This window comes from Amycolatopsis sp. NPDC051372 (assembly GCF_040682095.1).
Taxonomy (GTDB): Bacteria; Actinomycetota; Actinomycetes; order Mycobacteriales; family Pseudonocardiaceae; genus Amycolatopsis.
On record NZ_JBFBAF010000064.1, the window covers coordinates 1 to 21477 of the forward strand.

At 71.5% G+C, this 21477-nt stretch carries 22 protein-coding genes and 2 pseudogenes; 19 read left to right on the forward strand and 5 right to left on the reverse strand.

The window, feature by feature from the left end; translation table 11 throughout:
• Positions 1-384 (forward strand): SIS domain-containing protein (locus tag AB0M56_RS48995; RefSeq protein WP_364190099.1); only part of this gene is annotated, 384 nt, incomplete at its 5' end.
• Between the two features lie 364 nt (positions 385-748).
• On the opposite strand, the gene AB0M56_RS49000 is transcribed toward AB0M56_RS48995, so the two are convergent.
• The gene (locus AB0M56_RS49000; protein WP_364190102.1) at positions 749-2101 is read right to left on the reverse strand and encodes an aldehyde dehydrogenase family protein; all 1353 of its coding nucleotides are present in this window, start codon (positions 2099-2101) and stop codon (positions 749-751) included.
• 88 nt (positions 2102-2189) lie between these two features.
• Here AB0M56_RS49000 and AB0M56_RS49005 point away from each other — a divergent pair, with 88 nt between their 5' ends.
• The 9 genes and pseudogenes from AB0M56_RS49005 (at position 2190) to AB0M56_RS49045 (ending at position 8729) form a co-directional block, all read left to right on the forward strand.
• The gene (locus AB0M56_RS49005; protein WP_364190105.1) at positions 2190-3668 is read left to right on the forward strand and encodes an HAD-IIIA family hydrolase; all 1479 of its coding nucleotides are present in this window, start codon (positions 2190-2192) and stop codon (positions 3666-3668) included.
• Positions 3665-4696: a glycosyltransferase family 9 protein gene (locus AB0M56_RS49010; RefSeq protein WP_364190108.1), complete on the forward strand. Its 1032-nt coding sequence runs from the start codon at positions 3665-3667 to the stop codon at positions 4694-4696. Before AB0M56_RS49005 ends, AB0M56_RS49010 begins: the two co-directional genes overlap by 4 nt.
• Positions 4697-4725: 29 nt before the next feature.
• On the forward strand, positions 4726-4893 hold the full coding sequence (locus tag AB0M56_RS49015; protein ID WP_364190111.1) for a hypothetical protein: 168 nt from the start codon (positions 4726-4728) through the stop codon (positions 4891-4893).
• A 30-nt stretch (positions 4894-4923) separates the two neighbouring features.
• Positions 4924-5247 carry a DUF3140 domain-containing protein gene (locus tag AB0M56_RS49020; RefSeq protein ID WP_364190114.1) on the forward strand — a complete coding sequence of 108 codons (324 nt, stop codon included), beginning with the start codon at positions 4924-4926 and terminating at the stop codon, positions 5245-5247.
• Positions 5248-5606: 359 nt separating this feature from the next.
• Positions 5607-6095: pseudogene (locus AB0M56_RS49025) on the forward strand (DUF6480 family protein); the annotation flags it as partial.
• 472 nt (positions 6096-6567) lie between these two features.
• A complete protein-coding gene (locus AB0M56_RS49030; RefSeq protein ID WP_364190117.1) occupies positions 6568-7209 on the forward strand; it encodes a hypothetical protein in 642 nt (213 codons plus the stop codon).
• A gap of 74 nt (positions 7210-7283) precedes the next feature.
• The gene (locus AB0M56_RS49035; RefSeq protein WP_364190120.1) at positions 7284-7637 is read left to right on the forward strand and encodes a phage holin family protein; all 354 of its coding nucleotides are present in this window, start codon (positions 7284-7286) and stop codon (positions 7635-7637) included.
• Entirely contained in the window at positions 7634-8275 is a 642-nt protein-coding gene (locus AB0M56_RS49040) for a DUF3618 domain-containing protein (RefSeq protein ID WP_364190122.1), read from the forward strand. Before AB0M56_RS49035 ends, AB0M56_RS49040 begins: the two co-directional genes overlap by 4 nt.
• Before the next feature lie 286 nt (positions 8276-8561).
• Entirely contained in the window at positions 8562-8729 is a 168-nt protein-coding gene (locus AB0M56_RS49045; protein ID WP_364190125.1) for a hypothetical protein, read from the forward strand.
• Between the two features lie 75 nt (positions 8730-8804).
• Here the strand turns inward: AB0M56_RS49045 and AB0M56_RS49050 are convergent, their stop codons facing one another.
• Together AB0M56_RS49050 and AB0M56_RS49055 are read right to left on the reverse strand one after the other, a co-directional pair.
• Entirely contained in the window at positions 8805-9899 is a 1095-nt protein-coding gene (locus tag AB0M56_RS49050) for an NUDIX domain-containing protein (protein WP_364190128.1), read from the reverse strand.
• 475 nt (positions 9900-10374) lie between these two features.
• Positions 10375-11391 (reverse strand): YihY/virulence factor BrkB family protein, encoded by a 1017-nt coding sequence (locus AB0M56_RS49055; protein WP_364190130.1) that lies wholly within the window; start codon positions 11389-11391, stop codon positions 10375-10377.
• A 126-nt stretch (positions 11392-11517) separates the two neighbouring features.
• Here AB0M56_RS49055 and AB0M56_RS49060 point away from each other — a divergent pair, with 126 nt between their 5' ends.
• Both AB0M56_RS49060 and AB0M56_RS49065 read left to right on the forward strand, forming a co-directional pair.
• The gene (locus AB0M56_RS49060; RefSeq protein WP_364190133.1) at positions 11518-11760 is read left to right on the forward strand and encodes an acyl carrier protein; all 243 of its coding nucleotides are present in this window, start codon (positions 11518-11520) and stop codon (positions 11758-11760) included.
• 388 nt (positions 11761-12148) lie between these two features.
• The gene (locus tag AB0M56_RS49065; protein ID WP_364190154.1) at positions 12149-12265 is read left to right on the forward strand and encodes an ANTAR domain-containing protein; all 117 of its coding nucleotides are present in this window, start codon (positions 12149-12151) and stop codon (positions 12263-12265) included.
• A gap of 712 nt (positions 12266-12977) precedes the next feature.
• On the opposite strand, the gene AB0M56_RS49070 is transcribed toward AB0M56_RS49065, so the two are convergent.
• Positions 12978-13994: a DUF5914 domain-containing protein gene (locus AB0M56_RS49070; protein WP_364190135.1), complete on the reverse strand. Its 1017-nt coding sequence runs from the start codon at positions 13992-13994 to the stop codon at positions 12978-12980.
• Positions 13995-14089: 95 nt separating this feature from the next.
• On the opposite strand from AB0M56_RS49070, the gene AB0M56_RS49075 reads away from it, so the two are divergent.
• Genes AB0M56_RS49075 through AB0M56_RS49105 form a run of 7 tightly spaced genes read left to right on the forward strand, consistent with a single transcriptional unit; the run spans position 14090 to position 20566 of the window.
• Positions 14090-15184, forward strand: coding sequence for a polyprenyl synthetase family protein (locus AB0M56_RS49075; RefSeq protein WP_364190137.1), 1095 nt, complete (start codon positions 14090-14092; stop codon positions 15182-15184).
• The gene (crtI, locus tag AB0M56_RS49080) at positions 15181-16680 is read left to right on the forward strand and encodes a phytoene desaturase family protein (RefSeq protein WP_364190139.1); all 1500 of its coding nucleotides are present in this window, start codon (positions 15181-15183) and stop codon (positions 16678-16680) included. The genes AB0M56_RS49075 and crtI overlap by 4 nt, the downstream gene beginning before the upstream one ends.
• Positions 16677-17636, forward strand: coding sequence for a phytoene/squalene synthase family protein (locus tag AB0M56_RS49085; RefSeq protein WP_364190141.1), 960 nt, complete (start codon positions 16677-16679; stop codon positions 17634-17636). The genes crtI and AB0M56_RS49085 overlap by 4 nt, the downstream gene beginning before the upstream one ends.
• Before the next feature lie 2 nt (positions 17637-17638).
• Entirely contained in the window at positions 17639-17980 is a 342-nt protein-coding gene (locus AB0M56_RS49090; RefSeq protein ID WP_364190144.1) for a lycopene cyclase domain-containing protein, read from the forward strand.
• Positions 17977-18297: a lycopene cyclase domain-containing protein gene (locus AB0M56_RS49095; RefSeq protein ID WP_364190146.1), complete on the forward strand. Its 321-nt coding sequence runs from the start codon at positions 17977-17979 to the stop codon at positions 18295-18297. The genes AB0M56_RS49090 and AB0M56_RS49095 overlap by 4 nt, the downstream gene beginning before the upstream one ends.
• A 20-nt stretch (positions 18298-18317) precedes the next feature.
• Positions 18318-19031, forward strand: coding sequence for a class I SAM-dependent methyltransferase (locus tag AB0M56_RS49100; protein WP_364190148.1), 714 nt, complete (start codon positions 18318-18320; stop codon positions 19029-19031).
• The gene (locus AB0M56_RS49105) at positions 19028-20566 is read left to right on the forward strand and encodes an NAD(P)/FAD-dependent oxidoreductase (RefSeq protein ID WP_364190151.1); all 1539 of its coding nucleotides are present in this window, start codon (positions 19028-19030) and stop codon (positions 20564-20566) included. Before AB0M56_RS49100 ends, AB0M56_RS49105 begins: the two co-directional genes overlap by 4 nt.
• A gap of 41 nt (positions 20567-20607) precedes the next feature.
• Here the strand turns inward: AB0M56_RS49105 and AB0M56_RS49110 are convergent.
• Positions 20608-20771 (reverse strand): annotated as a pseudogene (locus tag AB0M56_RS49110) (manganese catalase family protein); the annotation flags it as partial.
• Positions 20772-21477 lie beyond the last annotated feature (706 nt).

Below are 21477 nucleotides of genomic sequence, written 5' to 3' on the forward strand. Positions count from 1 at the left end.
GGCCGCTTCCGCGCCGAGCGCCGGCCGCTGTCGGCGATCGCGCTGCACGCAGACACCTCCGCGACCACCGCGATCGTCAACGACTACGGCGACCATGAGGTTTTCGCCCGCCAGGTGCACGCGCATGGGCGGCCAGGCGACGTGCTGGTGTGCCTGTCCACGAGCGGCAGCAGCCAGAACGTGGTGGCCGCCGCGAAAGCCGCGCACGAGCTGGGGGTTACCACCTGGGCGCTGACCGGGCCCGCGCCCAACCCGCTCGCGGCGCTGTGCGACGACGCCGTCACGGTCGAGGCGCCGTCGGTGGCCACCGTGCAGGAGATGCACCTCGCACTGGTGCACGCCCTGTGCGAGGAACTGGACAAGGCGCTCGGGGTCGCCGCGTGAAGCCGCTGGTCGTCCTCGGCGACACGCTGCTCGACGTCGACGCCGAAGGAACTGCTGACCGGCTCTGCCCGGAGGCGTGTGGTTCAGGCACGGGGGTACGCGGTCCGGACCACCACTCTCAGGAGATCCCGTGTCTAACCGGATGATCATCAGTCAGGACAGTCAGCCGATTCCGTGTGAGAAGTGCGGCCAGCCGACGCTCCACGTCGCCCGGCTCTTGTCCGGCGACGGCGCGCTGCTCGGACAGACGATGGTGTGCACCGAATGCCACCGCCGGCGGTCGGACACAGCCTGACCCAGCCGCGGACCGCACCGAGCGCGGCGATCGTCCACGAGGGCTGGTCGCTGCGCTCGGCTTCGCCGGTCAGGGCCCGGGCGGTGCGACGTGCACCAGCTTGGTCTGCGTCATCTCGTCGAGCAGCTCGGGCCCGTAGCCGTAGCCGTTTCCGCTGCGCCGCCGCGGGTGCGAGGCCCCGCCGGGGGCGCCGCCGAACACGGCGTTGACCTTCACCGTGCCCGCGGGCAGTTCACGCCAGGCGTGCTGCGCGCGTGACATCGACGCGGTCAGCACGGTCGCCGCGAGTCCGTAGTCGCCGCGCGCGGCTTCGGCGAGCCCCGCTTCGAAACTCGGGACAACTCGCACCGGGGCGACCGGGCCGAACGTTTCCTCCGTCATCACGCGCAAGTCCGACTCACAATCCGTCAGCACGGTGGCGGGGTAGTGCGCGCCCGGGCCGTCGGGCACCACTCCCCCGGTCAGCGCCCGCGCGCCACGCGTGAGGGCGTCTTCGACGTGCGAGTGCACGTGGTCGCGGTGGCGCAGATCGACCAGCGGAGCCAGGGTGCGCGCTTGCGCTTCCTTCACCAGCGCGGCGAGGAACGGCTCGGCAACGGCCTCGTGCACGTAGATCCGTTCCACGGCCACACAAATCTGCCCGGAGTTGGCAAATGCACCGAGCGCTACCTGCGCGGCGGCCCACACGGGGTCGACGTCCTCGTCGATCACCACGGGGTCGTTGCCGCCGTTTTCCAGCAACGTCTTCGCACCGGTCGCGGCCGCGCTCGCGGCGATCGACCGCCCGGCCGCGGTGCTGCCGACGTGGGCGATCACGTCGACGTCCTCCCGCATCGCCAGCAGGGCCCCGACGCTGCCGTCACCTTGCAGGGTCTGGAACACACCAGGCGGCAGCGCGCCGGAGAGCACGTCCCCGAGCAGTGCCCCAGTGTGTGGCGCCCGCTCGCTCGGCTTGTGCACCACGGTGTTGCCGGTGATCAGGGCCGCGCCGATGAGCCCGCACGCGACGGCGACCGGATCGTTCCACGGCGTCAACACCACGACGACCCCGCGCGGTTCGGGAACCATCAGGTCCGTGGCCCCGAAGTCACCCAGCAGGCTGCGCCCGCGGTGGACCGGGCCCAGCTCCGCGTACTGGTCCAGCGTGCCCGCGCCGGCGAGCACGCCTTCGGCCGCTTCGGCCCGCGGGCGGCCGGTCTCGGCCTCGTTCCGCTCGGCCAATTCGTCGACGTGCGCGCGCACTCGCGCCGCCGCGGCGTGCAGCAGCTCCCCGCGCTCGGCCGCCGGCGTGCGCGCCCAGCCCGGCCAGGTCCGCCCGGCCAGCGCCAGTGCGGCGTCGAGCTCGTCCTCGCTGGCGACGGGCACCGCGCCCACCACGGTCCCGTCGGCCGGGTTCCGGATTTCGATCGTCCCTGCGGTCATCCGCACCTCCTTCGCTTCGCTCCGGGGTTACCCGCGTGCCGCGGTTCGACACCCGTTTCGCCCGACGCTCACCGGGTAGCCCGCTGCGGTGACTGCCTTACCCGACTACGCCGTGGTCATCCCGACGATGGGCCGCGACGCCCTGCGGCCGCTGCTCAATACCCTGCTCACCGGCCACGGGCCGCGTCCGGCCGAAATTCTCGTCGTCGACGATCGGCCCGGCGGCGAGCGGCTCGCCGTGCCGGCCGGCGTCCGCGTGCTGCGCTCGGGCGGCCGCGGTCCGGCGGCCGCCCGCAACCTCGGCTGGCGCACCGCGAAAAGCGAGTGGATCGCCTTCGTCGACGACGACGTGGTGCTCGCCGACGACTGGCCCCGACGGCTGGCCGACGACCTCGCCGCGCTCCCTCCGGACGCTGCCGCTTCCCAGGCGCGGATCACCGTGCCGCTGCCGAGCGACCGGTCCCCGACCGACGACGAGCGCGGCACCGCCGGGCTCGAGCACGCCCAGTGGATCACCGCCGACATGGCCTACCGGCGCAGCGCCCTCGTCGAGGCCGGCGGGTTCGACGAACGGTTCCCGCGCGCGTTCCGGGAAGACTCCGACCTCGCGCTGCGCGTCACGCTCAACGGGCACAGCATCGAACGCGGGGAAAGGCTCACCACCCACCCCGCCCGCAACTCCGGCTTCTTCGCCAGTGTGAAAGCGCAGCGCGGCAACGCCGACAACGCCCTGATGCGGGCCAAGCACGGCGCGCTCTGGCGCCAGCGCACCGCCGCCGGCCGCGGCCGGCTCGGCGAGCACGCGGTGTCCACAGTGGCCGGTCTCGCCGCGCTCGGGTTCGCCTTGGCCGGCCGGCGCGGAAAAGCCGTGCTCGCCGGCGGCGTGTGGGCCGGGTTCACGGCTGAGTTCGCCGCACGACGCGTCGCGGCCGGCCCCCTGACGCCAGGCGAGGTGGCGCGCATGGTCGTGACCAGCGTCCTCATCCCGCCGGTCGCCTGCTACCACCGGCTGCGCGGCGAGATCTCCGCCCGGCGCCGCCGCCCGCCCGTGGCAGTGCTGTTCGACCGCGACGACACGCTGATCACCGACGTCCCCTACCTCGACGACCCCGCCGGCGTGCGCCCGGTGCCCGGCGCCGTCGATCTGGTTCGCGGGCTGCGCGAACGCGGGGTGCCCGTTGGGGTCGTCAGCAACCAGTCGGGTGTCGCGAAAGGACTGATCACGCCTGAACAGCTCTCGGCGGTGAACTCGCGCGTGGAGGAGCTGCTGGGTCCGTTCGGCACTTGGCAGGTGTGCGTCCACGACGACGGTGACGGTTGCGCGTGCCGCAAACCCGCGCCCGACCTCGTGCTGCGGGCTGCGGCCGAGCTGGGCGTGGACCCGGCGGCGTGTGTGGTCATCGGCGACACCGGGGCTGACGTCCGCGCCGCTCTCGCCGCCGGGGCCCGCGCGGTACTGGTGCCGACTGAGCGCACGCTCGACGTCGAAGTAGAGCACGCACGCCGCCACGCCGCCGTCGCGCGGGATCTGACCGAGGCGCTGCGTCTGGCCGGGGTCGCCGGATGACCCACGTCCTCGTGGCCCGGCAGGACAACCTGGGCGACGTCCTGCTCGCCGGGCCCTGCGTGCGCGCCGTGGCCGCCGGCGCTTCGCGCGTCACGCTCCTGACTGGGCCGAACGGACGCCCCGCCGGCGAGCTGCTGCCCGGTGTCGACGAGCACCTCACCTGGCGCGCGCCGTGGATCGACCCGGAACCGCCGCCCACGACCGCCGAGGACACCGGCGCGTTCGTCGACGAGGTCCGCGAGCGCGCCGTGGACCGGGCACTGATCCTGACGTCGTTCCACCAGTCGCCGCTGCCCCTCGCGCTGCTGCTGCGCCAGGCCGGTGTGCCGTGGGTCGGCGCGATCTCCGAGGACTACCCGGGCAGCCTGCTCGACCTGCGCCACCGCGTCGACGGCGACCCACCGGAAGCCGTGCGCATGCTTTCGCTCGCGGAAGCGGCGGGATTCCGGCTGCCGCCCGGCGACCACGGCGGCCTGGCGCTGCGCCGGCCGCTCCCGCCCGCCACCCATCTGACCGGCGGCGGACCATACGTCGTGGTCCACCCGGGCGCGTCCGTGCCGGCGCGCCGCCCGTCGGCCGACTGGAGCCGTCGGCTGGTGCGCGCCCTGACAGCGCAAGGGCATCGCGTCGTCGTCACCGGGGCGCGGGACGAGCGCGAGCTCACGAAGCACGTGGCCGGGCACTGCGCCGTGGACCTCGGCGGCCGGACTTCGCTGGCCGCGCTGGCTTCGGTGCTGACGGACGCGCAGGTCGTCGTCGCACCCAACACCGGGGCGGCACACCTGGCCGCCGCGGCCGGGACCCCGGTCGTGTCGCTGTTCGCGCCCGTGGTGCCGGCCGCGCGCTGGGCGCCCTACGGCGTGCCCGCGGCGCTGCTCGGCGACCAGCACGCGCCGTGCCGCGACAGCCGCGCGCGCGTCTGCCCGGTGCCCGGCCACCCCTGCCTGGAGCGCGTCGACCCGGCGGAGGTGGTGCGCGCCGTCGCCGAGCTGGCGACGGCCGCGTTTCCGAAGCGGATCACCGGGTAACCGCCGCCGAACCGATCGAGGAGGTGCCCATGTCCCGGGAAAGCGCCCAGCACTCGCCCCGCGCGGACGACGAGCTCAAGGCCGAACTGCAAGGCGAGCTGAAAGGCAACGGCCCGACGCGCGCCGAGGACTGGCGGGAACCCGAGCTTTCGGCCGACGACGACGAACCCGCCCCGCCGCCCGTCGGCGAGTCCTGAACCGACGAACCCGAACCGGAGGTGACCCGCATGGACGAGGACTTGTGGACGGAGTTCCACCGCGTGGTGAACATGACCTCCCGTGAGCTCTCCGATTGGCTGCGCACCCGAGACGCCGGCCCCGAAGACGAACCGCTGCCCGACCAGGCCGGTACCCCCAAGGGTCACGACGTGCTGGCGATCCTCGGCAAGCGCAGGTCCGATGTGGACGAACACGACGAGACCGTGATGCGCACGGTGGTCGATCGCGTACGCGCCGAACGGCGCGAGGACCTCGAACCCGTCGCCGGGGAGGCGCACTGGCGCCACCGGCTCATGTCGCTCGGCCACGACCCGCTCAAGCCCGTCCGCTGACCAGGGAGACACCCGAAGCCGGAGGCGGACGACCGCCGCGCGTTGCGGGAATTCGCAAGCCGAACTGCTGCCGAGGTCGTTCACCGCCCGGGCGTTCGTAGTGCGCGCCGCGGCCGAGCGCATCAGCTGGCACGCGTTGTTCGTCTTCGCCGAAGTCACGGCGGCGCTGGCGCTGCTCACCGACGTGCTCGCGGGCAGCGGCGGACTTGCGTTCGCAGGGTTCCTGGCCGCATGCGCCTGCTGTTCCTGCACACGGTCCTGCCGAAACGGCGGAACCGCCGGTGTTATCCACCGCTCCTCGCGGTAGCCGGTGAACCGGACCTCGACGAGGAGAAGGTGACCGCACGACCGCACCCGGACCCGAGCCGGATGAGGTTCCCGGGCTGGAGCCCGGGGGCTCGGCGACGCCGGGCGACACGCCGCCGGGCGCCGGGCTGACCTGCTCGCCCACGGGTTCTGCCGCGACCAGAACCTGCGGCTGGCCGGCCACCATGGCCCCCGCGATCATGGGCAACGAGGAGCGCCCCGAGCTGGGTGAGGAGCTGAAAAAATCCTTCCGCCACACGGATCCCGCCATCGCGCACGTGTTCGCGCGGGCGACGTTCCTGTCCGACACCGCCGGCGGGCAAGCCACAGCCGCACGGAGCGGTCGCGCCACCAGGAATTCCTCCGCAGCGCGTGGGCCCTGCAACGGGATGCCGGTACGCCGCGGCGTGCACCCCCTCACGACCGCTGATCAGCGGACAACGAGGAGTCGCCGTGCGTGGCACCGACGAGTGAGCCGGACGACCCTCAGCCTGCGTCACACCGGCGCAAGCCGACAGGCGCGCATGACTCGAGCGAACTGAGGTACGCCGTCGCCGGCCGGGCTCGCGGCAACAACCTGCCGGACAGGCTGAGCGGCGATCTCGACCTCGCCGTCTACGACGCACTGATCAAAGCTTCGGAGCAGGCCTGCCCACCGGGCGCAACCGGCACGCGCCACGCCGCTGGTCACCGCGCGGAGCCCCGTCCGTGATCGGTTCCGGCTCCGCAGTGACCCGGTCGCGCCGACGCCCGCCCAAACCGAGGAGTGGACGAGTTGGCCGCCAGTCGCGCGCCCTCCAGGAGGCTCTCGCAACGTTCGGCTGAAAAAACGCGCAGTTTGTCTTTGGGCGGCGAGGGTAGCCCACCGCCCAATGCGGGTGGTCGCACATTCGCGCCGCCCGTTCAAGGGGCGCGGCAACGCGCTGATATGCGGGAGACGACATGACAGAGGAACGAGGCGGCCAATCGCCGCCGAAGCACGCAGGCGGTTCACCGGGCGCGACGGAGGTTGCGATGGACCAGGCGAAGGAGGTTACCTCGACCGCAGCCGAGCGGAGCGGTGACGTTGCGCAGAAAGCTGCGGCGACGGCCAAACACGTTGCGGCAGAGACCAAAGAGGACGCTCGCGACCTGCTTCGGGAAAGCCGCGATCTCATGATGTCCCAGGCCAGGGACGGCCAGCAGAAGGCGGCCCAGAGCTTGCACACGCTGGCCGACCAGCTTGGCGTGATGGCCGAGCGCGCAGACGGACCCGGTGTCGGGCCGGACTTGACGCGCCAACTGTCCGAGCGCGCGCATTCGACAGCGCAGTGGCTCGAGGAACGGCAACCCGGGGACCTGGTGAGCGAGATCCGCGGATTCGCGCGCCGTCGACCCGCGTTGTTCCTGGCGAGTGCCGCGGCCGCGGGTGCCCTGGCCGGCCGGCTGACCCGCGGAATGCTCGCCCAGCAGCAGGATTCGCCGCAAACCGGCGGCGGAGACGATCGATCCGCGGGCAGCGCTTCATCCAGTTCCGTGACGAACGGCGCGGACCCGGTCGAGCCGCTGACAGCGCCACCGCCGGCGGCGATGGAGTATCCGGCCGCTCCGGGCGGCTTCACCGCGCCGCAGCCCGACCCCGCGGTTCCGGGGTCCAGGTCGTCGGGGGTGGCGTGATGACCCAGCCTTCGAGCTCCCCGCCACACCGAACTGCGACCGCCGACGTGTCGGAAGTGTCGGTCGGTGAGCTGATGACGCAAGTGACGCGGGACTTCTCCACATTGGTCCGCCAGGAGGTCGAACTGGCGAAGGTCGAGATGAAGTCCGAAGCCCGCAAAGCGGGCAAGGGCGCCGGAATGCTCGGCGGCGCGGGATTCGCCGGGTACATGGTGTTGCTGTTCCTGTCACTGGCCCTGTGGTGGGGCTTGGCCAACGTGATGGACCACGGCTGGGCCGCGCTGATCGTCGCGGCAGTGTGGGCTGTGGTCGGAGTAGTGCTGTACGCGACAGGACGCGGAGAGATGCGCCGAATCAACCCGAAACCAGAACGGACCGTGGACACGCTCCAGCAGGTCCCCGGTGCTGTCAGAGGTGAGCGAACATGACCCAGCCGGACCAGATCCGCGACGACATCGAGACCACCCAGCGGGAGCTGAGTGCCGATGTGAACGCGTTGACCGAGAAGGTGACTCCCAGCCGGATCGTGCAGCGGCGCGTCGGGCGTGTGCGCTCGGCGATGACGAATGCCAAGGACAAGGTGATGGGCACGGCCGAGGAGATCCCTTCGGCCAAGGACGCCCTCGGTACGGTCGCGTCCCACACCAGTTCTTTGGCTTCCGACGCGGCCGACCAGGTGCGATCCACCGCGTCTTCGGCGGCGGAAACCCTTGGTGAGGCCCCGAAGTCGGTTCGCCGAGGAACCGAGGGCAACCCGCTCGCCGCGGGCCTGATCGCCTTTGGCGCGGGCTGGCTGGTCGCCTCGTTGGTGCCGACGTCCGAGCGGGAGCGTGAGGTCGTGGGCCAAGCCACGGATCTTGCGCGCGAACACGCCCAGCCAGCCGTCGAGCAGGCCGCGCGGGAGATGAAGGACAATCTGGCCGAGCCCGTGCAGCGGACCGCCGAGTCGATCAAATCCAGGGCCGGTGAGGCCGTCTCGACCGTCTCGGACGAAGCACAGTCCGCTGCCGGCGACGTCGGGGACCACGCGCGCCAAGCGAAGGAGAACGTGCAGGATCAGACGTGAGTCCGGGTGCCGGTGGTGCGACCGTGTGCCGTCGCACCACCGGCTCGACCCGCCTGCGCTGAGGACAGCCGGAAGTGGACGGCTCACCGGCCGCATCAACCGGCGGGACCGGCCGTCGGTCGCGTCTTCACTCCTGGCATGCGATTGACCGAAAACAGGTCGCCACCACGATGGCGACCAGAAGTACCCCGCGCAGAGCACGATGGCCAACACACGCTGTCGCGGGTGCCGGCGCTCGCGAAGCACGCGATCGCTGTGAACTCCGCGGCGCCGGGCGAGATCTCGAATGACCGGTCAGACAGAAGCCGGCTCCAGAGCGCAGGACCGTCTCGGTATTCCTTTCGGCCGGCCGGGCCACGCCCGCGAAGTCGCCGCCGCGATCGCTTTCCTGGCCATCTGCACCGCCGAGTACGTGCCGGCGCATCGCTCGTCGTCGACGGCGAGCTCACGCTGATGGGTACACAGGCCGCCACGGTCTTTCCCGACCGGAGGTGACGCTCTTCCTGACGCGGTGGCCGGCGAGGGAGCATCAGGCCAGGCGGAGGTGCTTCAAAGCTGCCGACAGCAGCGGCCGGTGCCCCTCGTACAGCTTCCCTCCAGCACCTTCGATCGCTGCCGCGAGTCCCTCCAGGCTGGCGAACGGACACCACGAGACCGCGGCCGCGTCGTCACCCGCGGTGGCCGTAACTGGTTCCTCGATCTGGTAGAGCGCCACGGTGCTCGACGCCCAGGCGTGGTCGGTGTTCCGCCAGTCGTCCACGTAGGTCCGCGTCAGAATCTTCGGATCCATACCGGCCAGGTCTACATCGGTTTCTTCGCGCAACTCGCGGACCAGCGCACGCGCGGCGGTCTCGCCCGGATCGACCATGCCGCCGGGGATGGCCCATTCCGCGCAGTCCTGGCGCAGGATGAGCAACACCCGTGGTTCCGCGCCGCCGGCGCCGGCCACGACGATCGGGTCCACGGCCTGGTTCTCGCCCCATCTTCCGAGGTGCCGCCCAGATCGTCCGGTCCGGCCGGTGGGGTTCAGCGGCCGGCGCCGCTCATCGAGCCGGTACGGCACCAGGGCAGCAGCCTGCCGGCCGGCCCAGTCCGGGACATCGCTCGGCGTCGCGAAGGGATCAGCCCAACCTTCGCGCACGCTGCGTTCCAGTCCAGCGCCCACGAGTTCCGACGGGGTGATGTCCACCGGGATGTATCCCGGCCACGGCGTCGACCACGAGCGCATCGTGTCCGGCACCCGCGAGCCGGCGTGGCTCACCCCGCTGCGGCTTCCGGTCGCCCACAACTCGGCCGGCCCCGGCTCCCCGAGGTCGTCCCGACGACGCTGCGCGGTGGTCCGGGACACGCCCATGGCCGCCGCCAGCTGACCGTACGACCCGCCGTCGCGGGCGTGCGCCCGGATGCCGGCGGAACGCACACCCTCGAGATGGGCCAGCAGTCCGCACACGTCCCGCAGCAACCGCTCATCCCACGCGAGTCCGGTATCGCCCGGGCGGTCCTCGAGACTGGCCTCGTCTCCCGTCGACTCGGCGTCACGCCCCTTCCGCATCGCCGCCAGCCCCACCAGGACCGTGTCCAGCGCCTCTGCCAGCTCCACCGCGTCGGTTCCCAGTGCAGCCATCTGATCCTTGGTCAGGGACAGCACCAAGTCCAGGCCACCACCTCGCGCCTCGGCGCCTTCGCGGCACTTCACACCGCTTCAACTCCCGTAACTGGTTCGCGTCCCAGACCCGACATACGCAGATGCGGCACCACGCTTTCGTTCGGGTGCTCGGCCTTACCGCGGCTCCATTCCGCCGTGATCGCCGCCGCCCTCGTCTTCCGTCCTGGTGCCCGACGGCTCCGGAGGTTGGTCCCGGAAGGTCGGTTCGGTGTGTTCCTCGCCGAAGTCAGCGTCTTCTTCCATGCTTTCCGCGGTGACCCGGTCGATTCGGGTGTGCTCATGGTTTCCTCCACGGGCGTAGACGATTCGCCGGCCGATGTCTGCCGGAGTGCCCCGGGCACAGCGAATACCACGCCAGCGCCCGTCCAAACCGAGGAGCGCCAACGGGAACGCCGGCGGGGATGACCCGCCCCGCTCTCAGTCGACGCGGCGCTCATTCCCGAGAGACCTCGCCGGCCACGGCGTCGGCTCCGTCGGCGTCCATCGCCCTGGTGTCACGCGGCGGCAGGAACGGCTCGTCTTCACCACGCCCGCCGCCGGCCTCGAGCCGGCGGCCGCGGGCCAGCTCGGCGTCCAGCTCGGCACCGAGCAGCAGGGCGATGTTGGAGATCCAGAGCCAGACCAGGAACACGATGACACCGGCGAGCGACCCGTACGTCTTGTTGTACGAACCGAAATTGGCCACATACAGCGCGAATCCCGCCGAGGCCAGCACCCACAGCACGACGGCAACCAGTCCGCCCGGCGTGAGCCACCGGAAGCTCGGCTGCCGCACGTTGGGTCCGGCCCAGTAGAGCAGTGCGAACACCAGGCTGACGAGCACCGCGATCACCGGCCACTTCGCGATCTCCCACACCAGGACTCCGGTCCGGCCCACTCCGAGCAGCTCACCCAGCCGCTGCGCGACGGTTCCCGTCGCCACGACTCCGAGCGCGCAGACCACCAGGACCACCACGACGCCGACCGTCAGCGCCACGCGCAGCGGCAGGATCTTCCACAGTGGCCGGCCTTCCGGCATGCCGTAAATCGCATTGCCCGCGCGCATGAACGCACCGAGGTAGCCCGATGCCGACCACACCGCGCCTAGCAACCCGATCACCGCGAGCGGCCCGGCGAACCCCCTGGAACCCGAAAGCTCACGGATCGCCCCCACGAGGATCTGCCGGCCCTGTCCCGGGACGATCTGGTTGACGTTGTCGATCACGGTCTGCGTGGCACCCGGTCCGAGCAGTCCGAGCACCGAGATCAGCACCACCAGGCCCGGGAAGATGGACAGCACGCCGTAGTACGTCAGTGCAGCGGCCCAGTCAGTGACGTTGTCCTTCCCGAACTGCCGCACCGTGCGCCTGAGCACCCCCCACCACGAGCCGCGCGACAACTTCGTCGGTCCTTCCGGCTCCCTGCGCGGTCCACCCACCGGAACCACCTCCATCTCCGCCGCCGCGGACATACCCGCCCGCCGGCCGGTCAAACCACGTTTACCGGTGTGGGCTGCGGGAACCACGAGCGCACGGCCGGTGCCACACCGGCCCGTGTTTCCCATCCACAGCGGTAATGTTCGAGAGGAGCCCGCCACATGGCCACTGGAGAGACCGGTTTCGACGACGTCACGTACGACCTGATATCCGTGCAGTACCACTCGTTGAAAGCCGGCCACGATTACGGCCAGTACGTGCGCGACGCCGACAACGCCGAGCGACAGGACATCGCCGACTTCTTCCGTCGGGTGATGGAAGAAGACTCGGCTCGCGCGAAGCAGTGTCACGAGTTCATCAAGGAGCTCTCGGGCAGTCCCGAATCGGCCCCGGCAGTTTCCTGACGTGGCCGGCGGGGAGGTAGCGGTTCCTCCCCGCCGACGCGAAGATCGGCTGCCGGGCACCAGCAGGGCGGGCGCCCCCATGCCCAGGTGGACGTGTGCTGCTTCATGTGCCCGGTGAGGTCGGCCGCGTCCGGCGCGAGCACACCGGTTTCGCTTCTCGTACCAGCGTGCCGGTTGGACGCGACCCCGGCCGGGTAGCCGCCCGGCAACTCGCATTGCGGGAAGAAGGACCCGATGAACTCCGAGCTGCGCTTGGCCGACGAACTCGCCGGCGAGTTCGCCAGGCTTTCCGGCCTGCTGCTCACCGCCGAGACGGTGCAGTCGGCCGGGCCGTGCCTGACGGCGTGGCAGGAAAGCTCGGTGATCGACCTCGGCGATTCGCACCGAACTGCGGTCGGCGCTGCGAGCCAGGGACATCGTCGACCCGGCCAAAGGAGCCGTGATGGGCCGCGACCACGTGTCCGAGGAGATGGCGTTTCTCCTGCTGGCGGACGAGGCCTCGTGAGCCCACACGCCGTTGCAGGACAACGCCGAGGCGATGCTGCACGCGGCCGTCCGGCCACGTCGGTGAACGGGACCGACGGCGGCGGACAGCATCGCGGCATCCTCCTCGCCTCCCGGCACGCCGACCTGACTGGTACGGAGCCGGCTCCTCCCCAGCGGCTACACCGCCTCGTCGAGGCCGCGGGCAGGCTGATCGGGGCCGAGCTCAACGCCTACCTCGTCGACTCCGCCCGGCAGTACCTGCACGTCCTGTGCGCCACCACGGATCCCGGACGGCGTCGAACGGGCGCCGGCCGGCGGTGTTGCGCTGGGTGCAGCAGGAAGCCGGGGGCGACCCCAGCGTCCTCGTGTGCATCGTCAGCCCAGGCAACGTCGACACACCGAGCAACCACCAGGCCACCGGATACTCCGGCGGTGCCGCCCGGCCGCCCTGGCCGGTGCCGGCCCCGGAACCACCAACCGGTTCCGATGCGGGAACGACCCCGCGAACGCCGACCAGAGCCGCGCCCATGACCAAACCCGCACAGGCCATCGGGGACGCTCCTGCGATGCGGAGCCCGCTGGAACTCTGCCTCGCCGGGCAAGGCCGTGCGGTCACACCATCGGGCCCAGTGGCCGGGGCGCGAGCCCTCACAGCAGGGCCCCGGCCGCGCCCGGTACGAAGTGACAACAGCCGCGATCCGGAGGTACCCGTCGCCGCGCGGCTTGCCTCGTCAACGAGCGGTGGCCCGCAGCTGGTAGCGGCGCTCGGCGTAGGCGAGGTCATCCCGCCAGAGTCGCGCCGCGGTCCGGCGGATCAGCGGTCGGAGCGCACCGGCGGCCTTGCGCGCGACCTCGAAACCGGCCCGCTCGGACGCCGCGACGACCGCTTCGATGACGGCGGTCCGGGGATGCCCGTCGACCCCGATGCCCAGGGGGGTGGCGTGGGTTTCGACCACGCTGCCCCTCCCCTCCCCCTCCACGATGCGCATCACCACCGTGCGCGGGCCGGGGCAAACGAATTCGGCGACCACCGGCACTCCCCACCGCCCCGCCAGCCGGAAGGTCACCTCGACGAGGAAGCGGTCGTCTTCGTCGGCGACGCCCGTGCACCCGGGTGCGTCGAGCACCTTGAGCCGCGCGAACGAGTACGGGTGGAACCAGGCGCCGTGCCAGGGATCGAGACGGTTCGCGACGACGTCGGCCGGCTCGCATACGCCGGACACGGTCGCGACGGCGTCCACGCTCCCGCCGCGCTCGGGACGCTCCGGCACAGCGGGTTCCGCGGTCGGAGGTTCGCCACCGAGCCGGTCCAGCCGCGCCCAGACCAGCACCCCGTCGTCGAAGGACGGAACAGGCGACCAGCCCGCCCGCTCCCGGCCGCCGACCCGCAGGCCGTGCCAGCGGCACACCAGTTCGTCGCAGTCGAGGCGCGCTTCAGCCAGGGGCGCACCCAGGTGCGGGCACGCCCCGGGGCCGACCCGCAGATCGCCGGACCGCGTGCGCCAAGCGATGAGCTCCTGCCCGCCGATGCTCCGGCCGAAGGGTCTGTCCCGCCGGACCTCGCGGCTGGCTGCCAGCACGTACCAGTTCCCGGACGTCCGGGCCTCGGCCCGTTTGACGGCGGCCTCGATGACGGCCGGGTCGCATTCGCCGTACGTCGGCCGTTGCCGGGCCCACCGGGGTTCACCGAACGGCTGGATCGGCCAGTCTGCCGGCCACCGCCGGTCGAGCTGCTCTTCGAAGGTCACCGGACCGGCTTACCCGCTCCGATGCGGGGTAACCCGCGGGCAGAGCCTCCTGAGTGGACGAGCCGGATACGAAGTGGGCAACGGGAAGGAACCGGATGGCGACGATGACAGAGGGTCTCACCGCGGCGACCGGTCGCGGCGACTGGCTGACCGCGCTCGGCGGGGAATTCTTCGCCCACGTCGACGGATTCGTCGGCGCACGCTGTGCCGAGCAGTTCGGCGGGCGAGGTGAAGGGGCGCTCGCCGTCACGGCCTTGCCGGAGTTCGTCCGCGGCGGCAAGTTCCTGCGGCCGATGTTCGCCTACGTCGGGTGGTGCTGTGGCGCACCGGAGGACGACGCCGCGGTGCGCGCGGTCGCCAGCCTCGAACTGCTGCACTGCTTCGCCCTGGCCCAGGACGACGTCATGGACGCTTCCGACCTGCGCCGCGGCAGGCCGGCCCTGCACACCCAGTTCGCCCGCTGGCACCGGAACCAGGGCTGGAGCGGTTCGCCGGCCCGGTTCGGCGAGTCCGCGGCGATCCTGGCCGGCGACCTGTTCCTCGTCTGGTCCGAACAGATGCTGCGCGAAAGCGGGCTCCCGGCCGCGACGCTGGCGCGTGGATGGCCGCACTACGACGCCATGCGCTCGGAACTGGCCACCGGGCAGCTCGCCGACCTGGTGAACGACGCCCGGGTCCTGCCGAGCTGGGAGTCGATCCTGGACGTGCTCCGCCGCAAGTCCGGCAACTACACCGTCCGCCGGCCGCTGGAGCTCGGTGCCGCGCTGGCCGGCTGCGACCCCCGGGTCTCCCAAGCCCTTGGCGATTACGGTGCCCTGGTCGGCGAAGCCTTCCAGTTCCGAGACGATTTCCTGGGCGTCTTCGGCGACCCGGCGGTGACCGGCAAGCCCGCGGGACAGGACCTGCGCGACCGCAAAGCTTCGAGTGTCGTCGCGCTCGCGATCACGATGGCCGACACCCCCCTGCGGCGAAAACTGCAGCGCCTCCTCGGCCGCGAAGCCATGGACGACGAAGCCGTGGCCTCGCTCCGCGAAGCCATCATGGCCTCGGGCGCGCCGGACCAGCTGGAGAAGCTGATCGACAAGCAGGTGCGGAAAGCCCTCGACGCGATCGACGGTGCGGACCTGCCGACCCGGATGACCGAAACCCTCGCCGTGCTCACGGCTCGCTGCACGGAACGTGTCCAGTGAGGACAGTACCGGGCCGGACGGACGAGATCGTCGTCGTCGGCGCCGGCCTTTCGGGGCTGTCGGCGGCCTTGCACCTGGTCGGACGCGGCCGGCGCGTCACCGTCGTCGAACGCGGTCCCGGCCCGGGCGGCCGCGTGAGCCGGTTGGAGCTCGACGGTTACCACCTCGACACCGGGCCCACCGTGCTGACCATGCCCGGAATCGTGCGGGGCACCTTCGCCGCGGCCGGCGCCGACATGACCGAGTATCTGCCCTTGCGGAGGCTGGATCCCGCCTACACCGCCTGTTTCGCCGACGGGAGCCGGTTGCCGGTCCATGCCGACGCCGAAGCGATGACCGAGGCAGTACGCGCCTTCGCCGGTCCGGCCGAGGCCGCCGGGTACCGCCGGTTGCGGACCTGGCTCACGCGGCTCTACCGGGCCGAGTTCGACCGGTTCGTCGCGTCGAACATCGATTCGCCGCTGAGCCTCGTGTCCCGTGACCTGGCCCGCTTGGCCGCGCTCGGCGGGTTCCGCCGGCTCGACCCGAAAATCGCGACCTTCCTCCGCGACGAGCGGCTGCGTCGCGTGTTCACCTTCCAGGCGCTCTACGCGGGTGAATCACCGATGCGGGCGCTGGCCCTCTACGCCGTGATCCCGTACATGGACACCGTTGGCGGCGTGTACTTCCCCGAAGGCGGGATCGCCGCGCTCCCGCGGGCGCTCGCCGCAGCCGCGGAGGCCGCCGGTGTGCAGTTCCGCTACGGCGATGGGGCTGATGTCCTGGAACGACGCGGCAACCGGGTGTCGGCGGTGCTGACCGGCTCCGGCGACCGGATCCCTTGCGACACCGTCGTTCTCACCGGCGAACTGCCCGAGAGCTACCGGCTGCTGGGCCGCACCCCGCGGCGGCCGCGACGGCTCCGTCCCGCCCCGTCCGCGCTCGTCGTGCACGTGGGCTCTGCCGGTGCTTGGCCCGAGGTCGGGCACCACACCCTCTCCCTCGGTCACGCCTGGGCCTCGACCTTCAGAGAACTGATCACCGACGGACGGCAGATGAGCGATCCGTCCCTGCTCATCACCCGGCCCACCGCGAGCGACCCGAACCTCGCTCCGGCGGGCCGTCACTTGTTCTCGATCCTCGCGCCGGCCCCGAATCTCGAACGCGGCCCGATCGACTGGAGCCGTGAAGCCGAACCCGCCGCGGCGGCCTTGCTCGACGAAGTCCGCAAACGCCTGCTCCCCGGGCTCGACGCGGAGGTCTCGCACGTGATCAGCCCCGCGGACTGGGCCGCCCGCGGCATGGTGACGGGCACTCCGTTCAGCTACGCGCACTCGTTCGGCCAAACCGGGCCGTTCCGGCCGCGGAACCTGCCCCGTGGCGCGGAAAATGTTGTGCTGGCCGGTGCCGGGACGGTACCCGGCGTCGGGGTCCCGACCGTGCTGCTGTCCGGGCGGCTGGCCGCCGACCGGATCACCGGGCCTGGCCCCTACTTCGGAACGGAGGGCCCACGATGACCCGCAAGGAACTTGACGCCGCCGGCATCGACGACCCGGTCCTGCGATCGGCCTACCAGCGGTGCCGGGCGCTGAACGCGCGCCACGGCCGTACCTACTTCCTCGCGACCAGGTTGCTGTCCCCGCCCCAGCGCCCCGCCGTGCACGCCTTGTACGGCTTCGCACGGCGTCTCGACGACATCGTCGACGAGCCGGCCCCGGGCGCCACCTCGGCCACGATCGCCGCCGAACTCGACGTGGTCGAGCAGCGGTTCTTCTCGGCCCTCGCCGACGGTCACAGCGAGGATCCGTTGGTCGCCGCCGTCATCGACACCTCCGCGCGCTACGCCATCGCGGACCGGCACTTCCGCGCCTTCTTCCGGTCGATGCGGATGGACCTCACCGTGACCGACTACCCACGACGCTCGGCACTCGACGACTACGTGCACGGCTCGGCGGAAGTCATCGGGCTGCAGGTGCTGCCCGTACTCGGCACTGTCACCGGCCGCGACGAGGCGGCCCCGCACGCCGCGGCACTGGGCAAGGCGTTCCAGCTGACGAACTTCCTGCGCGACGTCGCCGAGGACCTCGCCCGCGACCGCGTCTACCTCCCAGCCGATGAACTCGCCGCGTTCGGGGTGGATCGCGACCGGCTGGGCTGGTGTGCCGAACATGGCGCAGCGGACCGGCGGGTGCGTGACGCGCTCGCCGCCCAGATCGCCATCACCCGGACTCTCTACGAACAGGCGCGGCCCGGGATCGCCATGCTGCACCCGGTGTCCCGGGCCTGCGTGGCCACCGCTTTCCGGCTCTACGCGGAGATCCTCAGCCGTATCGAGCGGGCCGGGTACAACGTCTTCGGCCACCGAGCCGTGGTCCCGCGATCGCGCCGGCTGGCCGTCGCGGCCGGCGCGTTCGGCCGGGCCCAGTGGCTGCAATTCCGGAACCCGGCACCGGTTCCGCCGAGGGGGGCCTGATCATGGGCAAACTGGAATACCTGGCCGTTCTCGGTGCCTGCGTCCTGATCACGCTGCCACTCGAACTGGCGGGCGCCCGGGTGTACCGGCGGCCGCGGCGGCTGGCCCGCGCCGTGCTGCCCGTGGCGCTCGTGTTCCTGGTGTGGGACGCCGTCGCCATCGCGGGCGGGGTGTGGGGCTACGCACCGGAGAGCCTCACCGGGATCCGGACCCCGTTCGGCATCCCGCTCGAAGAGGTCTTGTTCTTCGTCGTCATCCCGATCTGCGGCGTGTTGACCTACGAGATGGTGGGCCTCACGCTGGCCGCGTTGGGGCGCCTCACCGGGCCGCGGGTGCGGCGGTGATCCCCTGGGGCTACACCCTGCCCGCGGTCGCGGCCGTACTCGCGGTCGTCGCCCTCGAACTGCTGGCTCTGCGGACCGGCCTGTTCCGCAAACCGGGCTACTGGATCACCATCGCCGTCGTGACCGGCTTCCAGATCCCGGTCGACGGGTGGCTGACCAAGGATTCCCACGCGATCGTGCGCTACGCCCCCGAGCACATCTCCGGACTCCGCTTCCCCTGGAACATCCCGATCGAGGACTTCCTTTTCGGGTACGCACTGGTGACCGCCGTGCTGCTGCTGTGGGAGCGGGCGGCGCGAAAGGAGAATACCGAGTGAGGCCATTTGAGGAAAACGGCTTGCCCCGCGTGCAGGTGACAGCGGCGTTCGACACCGAGGCCGCGGCCTACGACCGGCTCGTCGGTGCCAGCCCCGGCTACCACGACCACCTCCGGCTCTCCGCCCGGCGTCTCGGGCTGACCGGTGACGGCGCGGGCTTGCGGGTCCTCGACGCCGGGTGCGGCACCGGCGCGTCCACTGCGGCCTTGCTGGAAGTGCTGCCGGACGCGGAAATCACCGCGTTCGACGGCTCGGCGGCGATGCTGGCGCAAGCCCGGCGCAAGCATTGGCCCGCGAACGTGCGCTTCGTGCACAGCACGATCGAAAACCTCGAACACTCCGGGATCACCGGTCCGTTCGACGCGGTCCTCGCGGCCTACCTGATCCGCAACCTCGCCGATCCGGACACCCAGCTCCGCAAGCTGCGCGGACTGCTGCGCCCCGGCGCGCCGATCGCCCTGCACGAGTACTCCGTCGCCGACTCCCGCCGGGCCCGGATCGTGTGGCACGTGGTGTGCGCCGCGATCATCATCCCGCTGGGCAAGGTCACCACCGGCGACGCGACGCTCTACCGCCACCTCCACCGCAGCGTGCTCGCCTTCGACGGCGTCCGCGCCCTGACCCTCCGCCTCGGCGACGCCGGGTTCGCCGGCACCCGCGCCGAGACGATGCCCGGCTGGTTAAGCGGGATCGGGCATACCGTCGTCGGAACCCGCACGCCGGAGACACCATGACCGCGCCCCTCGGCCGTGACCGCCGGCTCGTGACCCATCCCGCGCCGGGCGGCCTCGACTCCGCCGGACAACTCGACCGCCGACCTCACGTCGCCGTCGTAGGTGCCGGAATCGCGGGACTCACCGCGGCGACCGGCCTGGCCGAACGCGGGGCCGAGGTGACCCTCTACGAGCGCGAGGACCACCTCGGCGGCCGCGTCGGGGCCTGGCCGGCCCGGCTGGCCGACGGCACCGGCGTCACGATGAGCCGCGGTTTCCACGCCTTCTTCCGGCAGTACTACAACCTGCGCGCGCTGCTGACCCGCACGGACCCGCGACTCGAACGGCTCACCCCCGTCGCGGACTATCCGCTGCTCGACGCCCACGGCCGCACCGACACCTTCGGCGGCCTCCCCACCACTCCCCCGTTGAACGCACTCGCGTTCGCCCTGCGCAGCCCCACTTTCCGGCTCCGCGACCTGCTCGCTCTCGACGGGCGCGCCGCACTGCCCCTGGCGACCGTCCACGTGCCCGGCATCTACGAGCGGCTCGACAACCTCGACGCCGCGACGTTCCTCGAAGGCATCAATTTCCCGGAAGCGGCCAGGCACCTGGCGTTCGAAGTGTTCTCGCGCAGCTTCTTCGCCGATCCGCGCGCGCTGTCCGCGGCGGAACTGGCCGTGATGTTCCACCTGTACTTCCTGGGCTCGAACGAAGGCCTGATCTTCGACGTGCCGACCGAGCCGTTCTCCCAAGCACTCTGGACACCCCTGGCCGAGTACCTGACCGCACGGGGTGTGACGATCCGCATCGGAACGGCCGTCGAAAACATCGAGAAGACACGCGGCGCTTTCCACGTCACCGCAGGCTCCACCGTGGAGTTCGACGCCGTCGTGCTGGCGTGCGAAGTCGGCAGCCTGCAATCGCTGATCGACGCGTCGCCCGACCTCGGCACCGACGCTTGGCGCGCCAGTATCGCCGGACTTCGCTCCGCTCCGGGTTTTCTTGTCCGTAGGCTCTGGCTCGATCGCGCGGTGGACGGGTCGCGGCCGGCGTTCATGGGCACCGGCAGTGTGCCGCCTTTGGACAACATCAGCGTCCTTGACCGCTACGAGGGCGAAGCCCGCGGCTGGGCACGGAAAACCGGTGGCTCCGTCGTGGAACTGCACGCCTACGCCGCCACCACAACCGATGTGGTGGTCCTGGCCAAACAGATGGACGAACGACTCCGCGAGATCTACCCGGAAACCGCAGCCGCCCGGGCGGTCGGCGAGATCACGCTGTGGAGGGAGGATTGTCCCCTCTTCCAGGTCCGCGGCTTCGCGGACCGCCCCACCGTGAGCACTGCCACCCCGGGTCTGGTGCTGGCCGGCGACGGCATCCGGATCGATCTCCCGGTCGCGCTGATGGAGCGCGCCGCGGCCACCGGCTGGGCCGCCGCGAACACGCTCTTGACGAGTTGGGGCGTCGCGGGCCACCCGATCCGCTCCGTCCCCAACCGCGGACGGCTCACCTCGCTCAACCGCCTGGTCCCCTGGCTGGAAAGCGGCCGTTGAGCAGCCTCGGCGGCCCGTAGGTGCCCTTGCTGTCGGCGGGCAGCCCCGCCCCCGGCGACGATGGCCTGCTGCGGATCCATCGCCCGATCACCGCGGCCATCACCGGGTCCTTCACCGATTCCGCGGTGGCCGTGGCGGGCGCGCCTTCCAGCAACCGGGCGACCATCGTGGCCAGCATCTCGACGTGGCCGATCTCTTCGGTCGAAAAACCACGACCACATCGCCTCGACGAGGTCTGCGAGCTCCGCGCCGAAATAGACTGTGGGGACTGCGTCGGTGAGCAGAACCGTCCGGCTGTCCCGCGCTCTCCGCACCGCGCTGGCTACCTTGACCGCGGCGTCGAAGCGGCCCGTTGTCCCCTCAGGCGTCGCCGCGGCCGTGGGGGTGGCGGCCAAGCGGGGGCTGACCGTATCCCCTGTCAACCGTGCGTGAGGAGCGAAGACCGGCGCCGCACCCTTCGGCATGCTCCCGGTCACCGTTCGGCCCGCAGCACCACCAGCTCCTCGTGCCGCACCCCCGGCGCAACGAATCCACGGTCCTCCCAGGAACCGGGCCCGCCCGGTCAGCACCGGCCCGAACGGTACCCGCGCCCGCGCCACGACCGCGGTCCGCAGTCCCCCCGCGGCCAGCTGTTCCCGGGAACGGTCCACATCGGACATCGTCGAGTGCACCACCAGGAGCACGCCACCGGGAGCGAGCAGTGCCACGGCGCCTTCGCACAGTGGGTCGAGTACCGCGCGACCGTCTTCGCCGGCGTCACAGCTGAGTGTGAGTCGCTCCGTCTCAGGCGGACAGGGAACGTAGGGTGGGTTCGCGACGACGATGTCGTACGGTCCACCCGCGGCCGCGGCGAGAAGGCCGCCCCGGCGGGTCCGCACCGGCAGACCGCGCGCCGCCGCGTTCACGCGCGC

What these genes read in the sequence shown, in the direction of transcription:
- AB0M56_RS49010 (WP_364190108.1), top strand. Translation starts at nt 3,665, where the DNA reads ATGACCCACGTCCTCGTGGCCCGGCAGGACAACCTGGGCGACGTCCTG.
- AB0M56_RS49015 (WP_364190111.1), top strand. Translation starts at nt 4,726, where the DNA reads ATGTCCCGGGAAAGCGCCCAGCACTCGCCCCGCGCGGACGACGAGCTC.
- AB0M56_RS49090 (WP_364190144.1), top strand. Translation starts at nt 17,639, where the DNA reads ATGGGCAAACTGGAATACCTGGCCGTTCTCGGTGCCTGCGTCCTGATC.
- AB0M56_RS49000 (WP_364190102.1), bottom strand. Translation starts at nt 2,101, where the DNA reads ATGACCGCAGGGACGATCGAAATCCGGAACCCGGCCGACGGGACCGTG.
- AB0M56_RS49035 (WP_364190120.1), top strand. Translation starts at nt 7,284, where the DNA reads ATGACGCAAGTGACGCGGGACTTCTCCACATTGGTCCGCCAGGAGGTC.
- AB0M56_RS49020 (WP_364190114.1), top strand. Translation starts at nt 4,924, where the DNA reads ATGGACGAGGACTTGTGGACGGAGTTCCACCGCGTGGTGAACATGACC.
- AB0M56_RS49055 (WP_364190130.1), bottom strand. Translation starts at nt 11,391, where the DNA reads ATGTCCGCGGCGGCGGAGATGGAGGTGGTTCCGGTGGGTGGACCGCGC.
- AB0M56_RS49085 (WP_364190141.1), top strand. Translation starts at nt 16,677, where the DNA reads ATGACCCGCAAGGAACTTGACGCCGCCGGCATCGACGACCCGGTCCTG.
- AB0M56_RS49045 (WP_364190125.1), top strand. Translation starts at nt 8,562, where the DNA reads ATGACCGGTCAGACAGAAGCCGGCTCCAGAGCGCAGGACCGTCTCGGT.
- AB0M56_RS49050 (WP_364190128.1), bottom strand. Translation starts at nt 9,899, where the DNA reads ATGGCTGCACTGGGAACCGACGCGGTGGAGCTGGCAGAGGCGCTGGAC.
- AB0M56_RS49075 (WP_364190137.1), top strand. Translation starts at nt 14,090, where the DNA reads ATGGCGACGATGACAGAGGGTCTCACCGCGGCGACCGGTCGCGGCGAC.
- AB0M56_RS49060 (WP_364190133.1), top strand. Translation starts at nt 11,518, where the DNA reads ATGGCCACTGGAGAGACCGGTTTCGACGACGTCACGTACGACCTGATA.
- AB0M56_RS49105 (WP_364190151.1), top strand. Translation starts at nt 19,028, where the DNA reads ATGACCGCGCCCCTCGGCCGTGACCGCCGGCTCGTGACCCATCCCGCG.
- AB0M56_RS49040 (WP_364190122.1), top strand. Translation starts at nt 7,634, where the DNA reads ATGACCCAGCCGGACCAGATCCGCGACGACATCGAGACCACCCAGCGG.
- AB0M56_RS49030 (WP_364190117.1), top strand. Translation starts at nt 6,568, where the DNA reads ATGGACCAGGCGAAGGAGGTTACCTCGACCGCAGCCGAGCGGAGCGGT.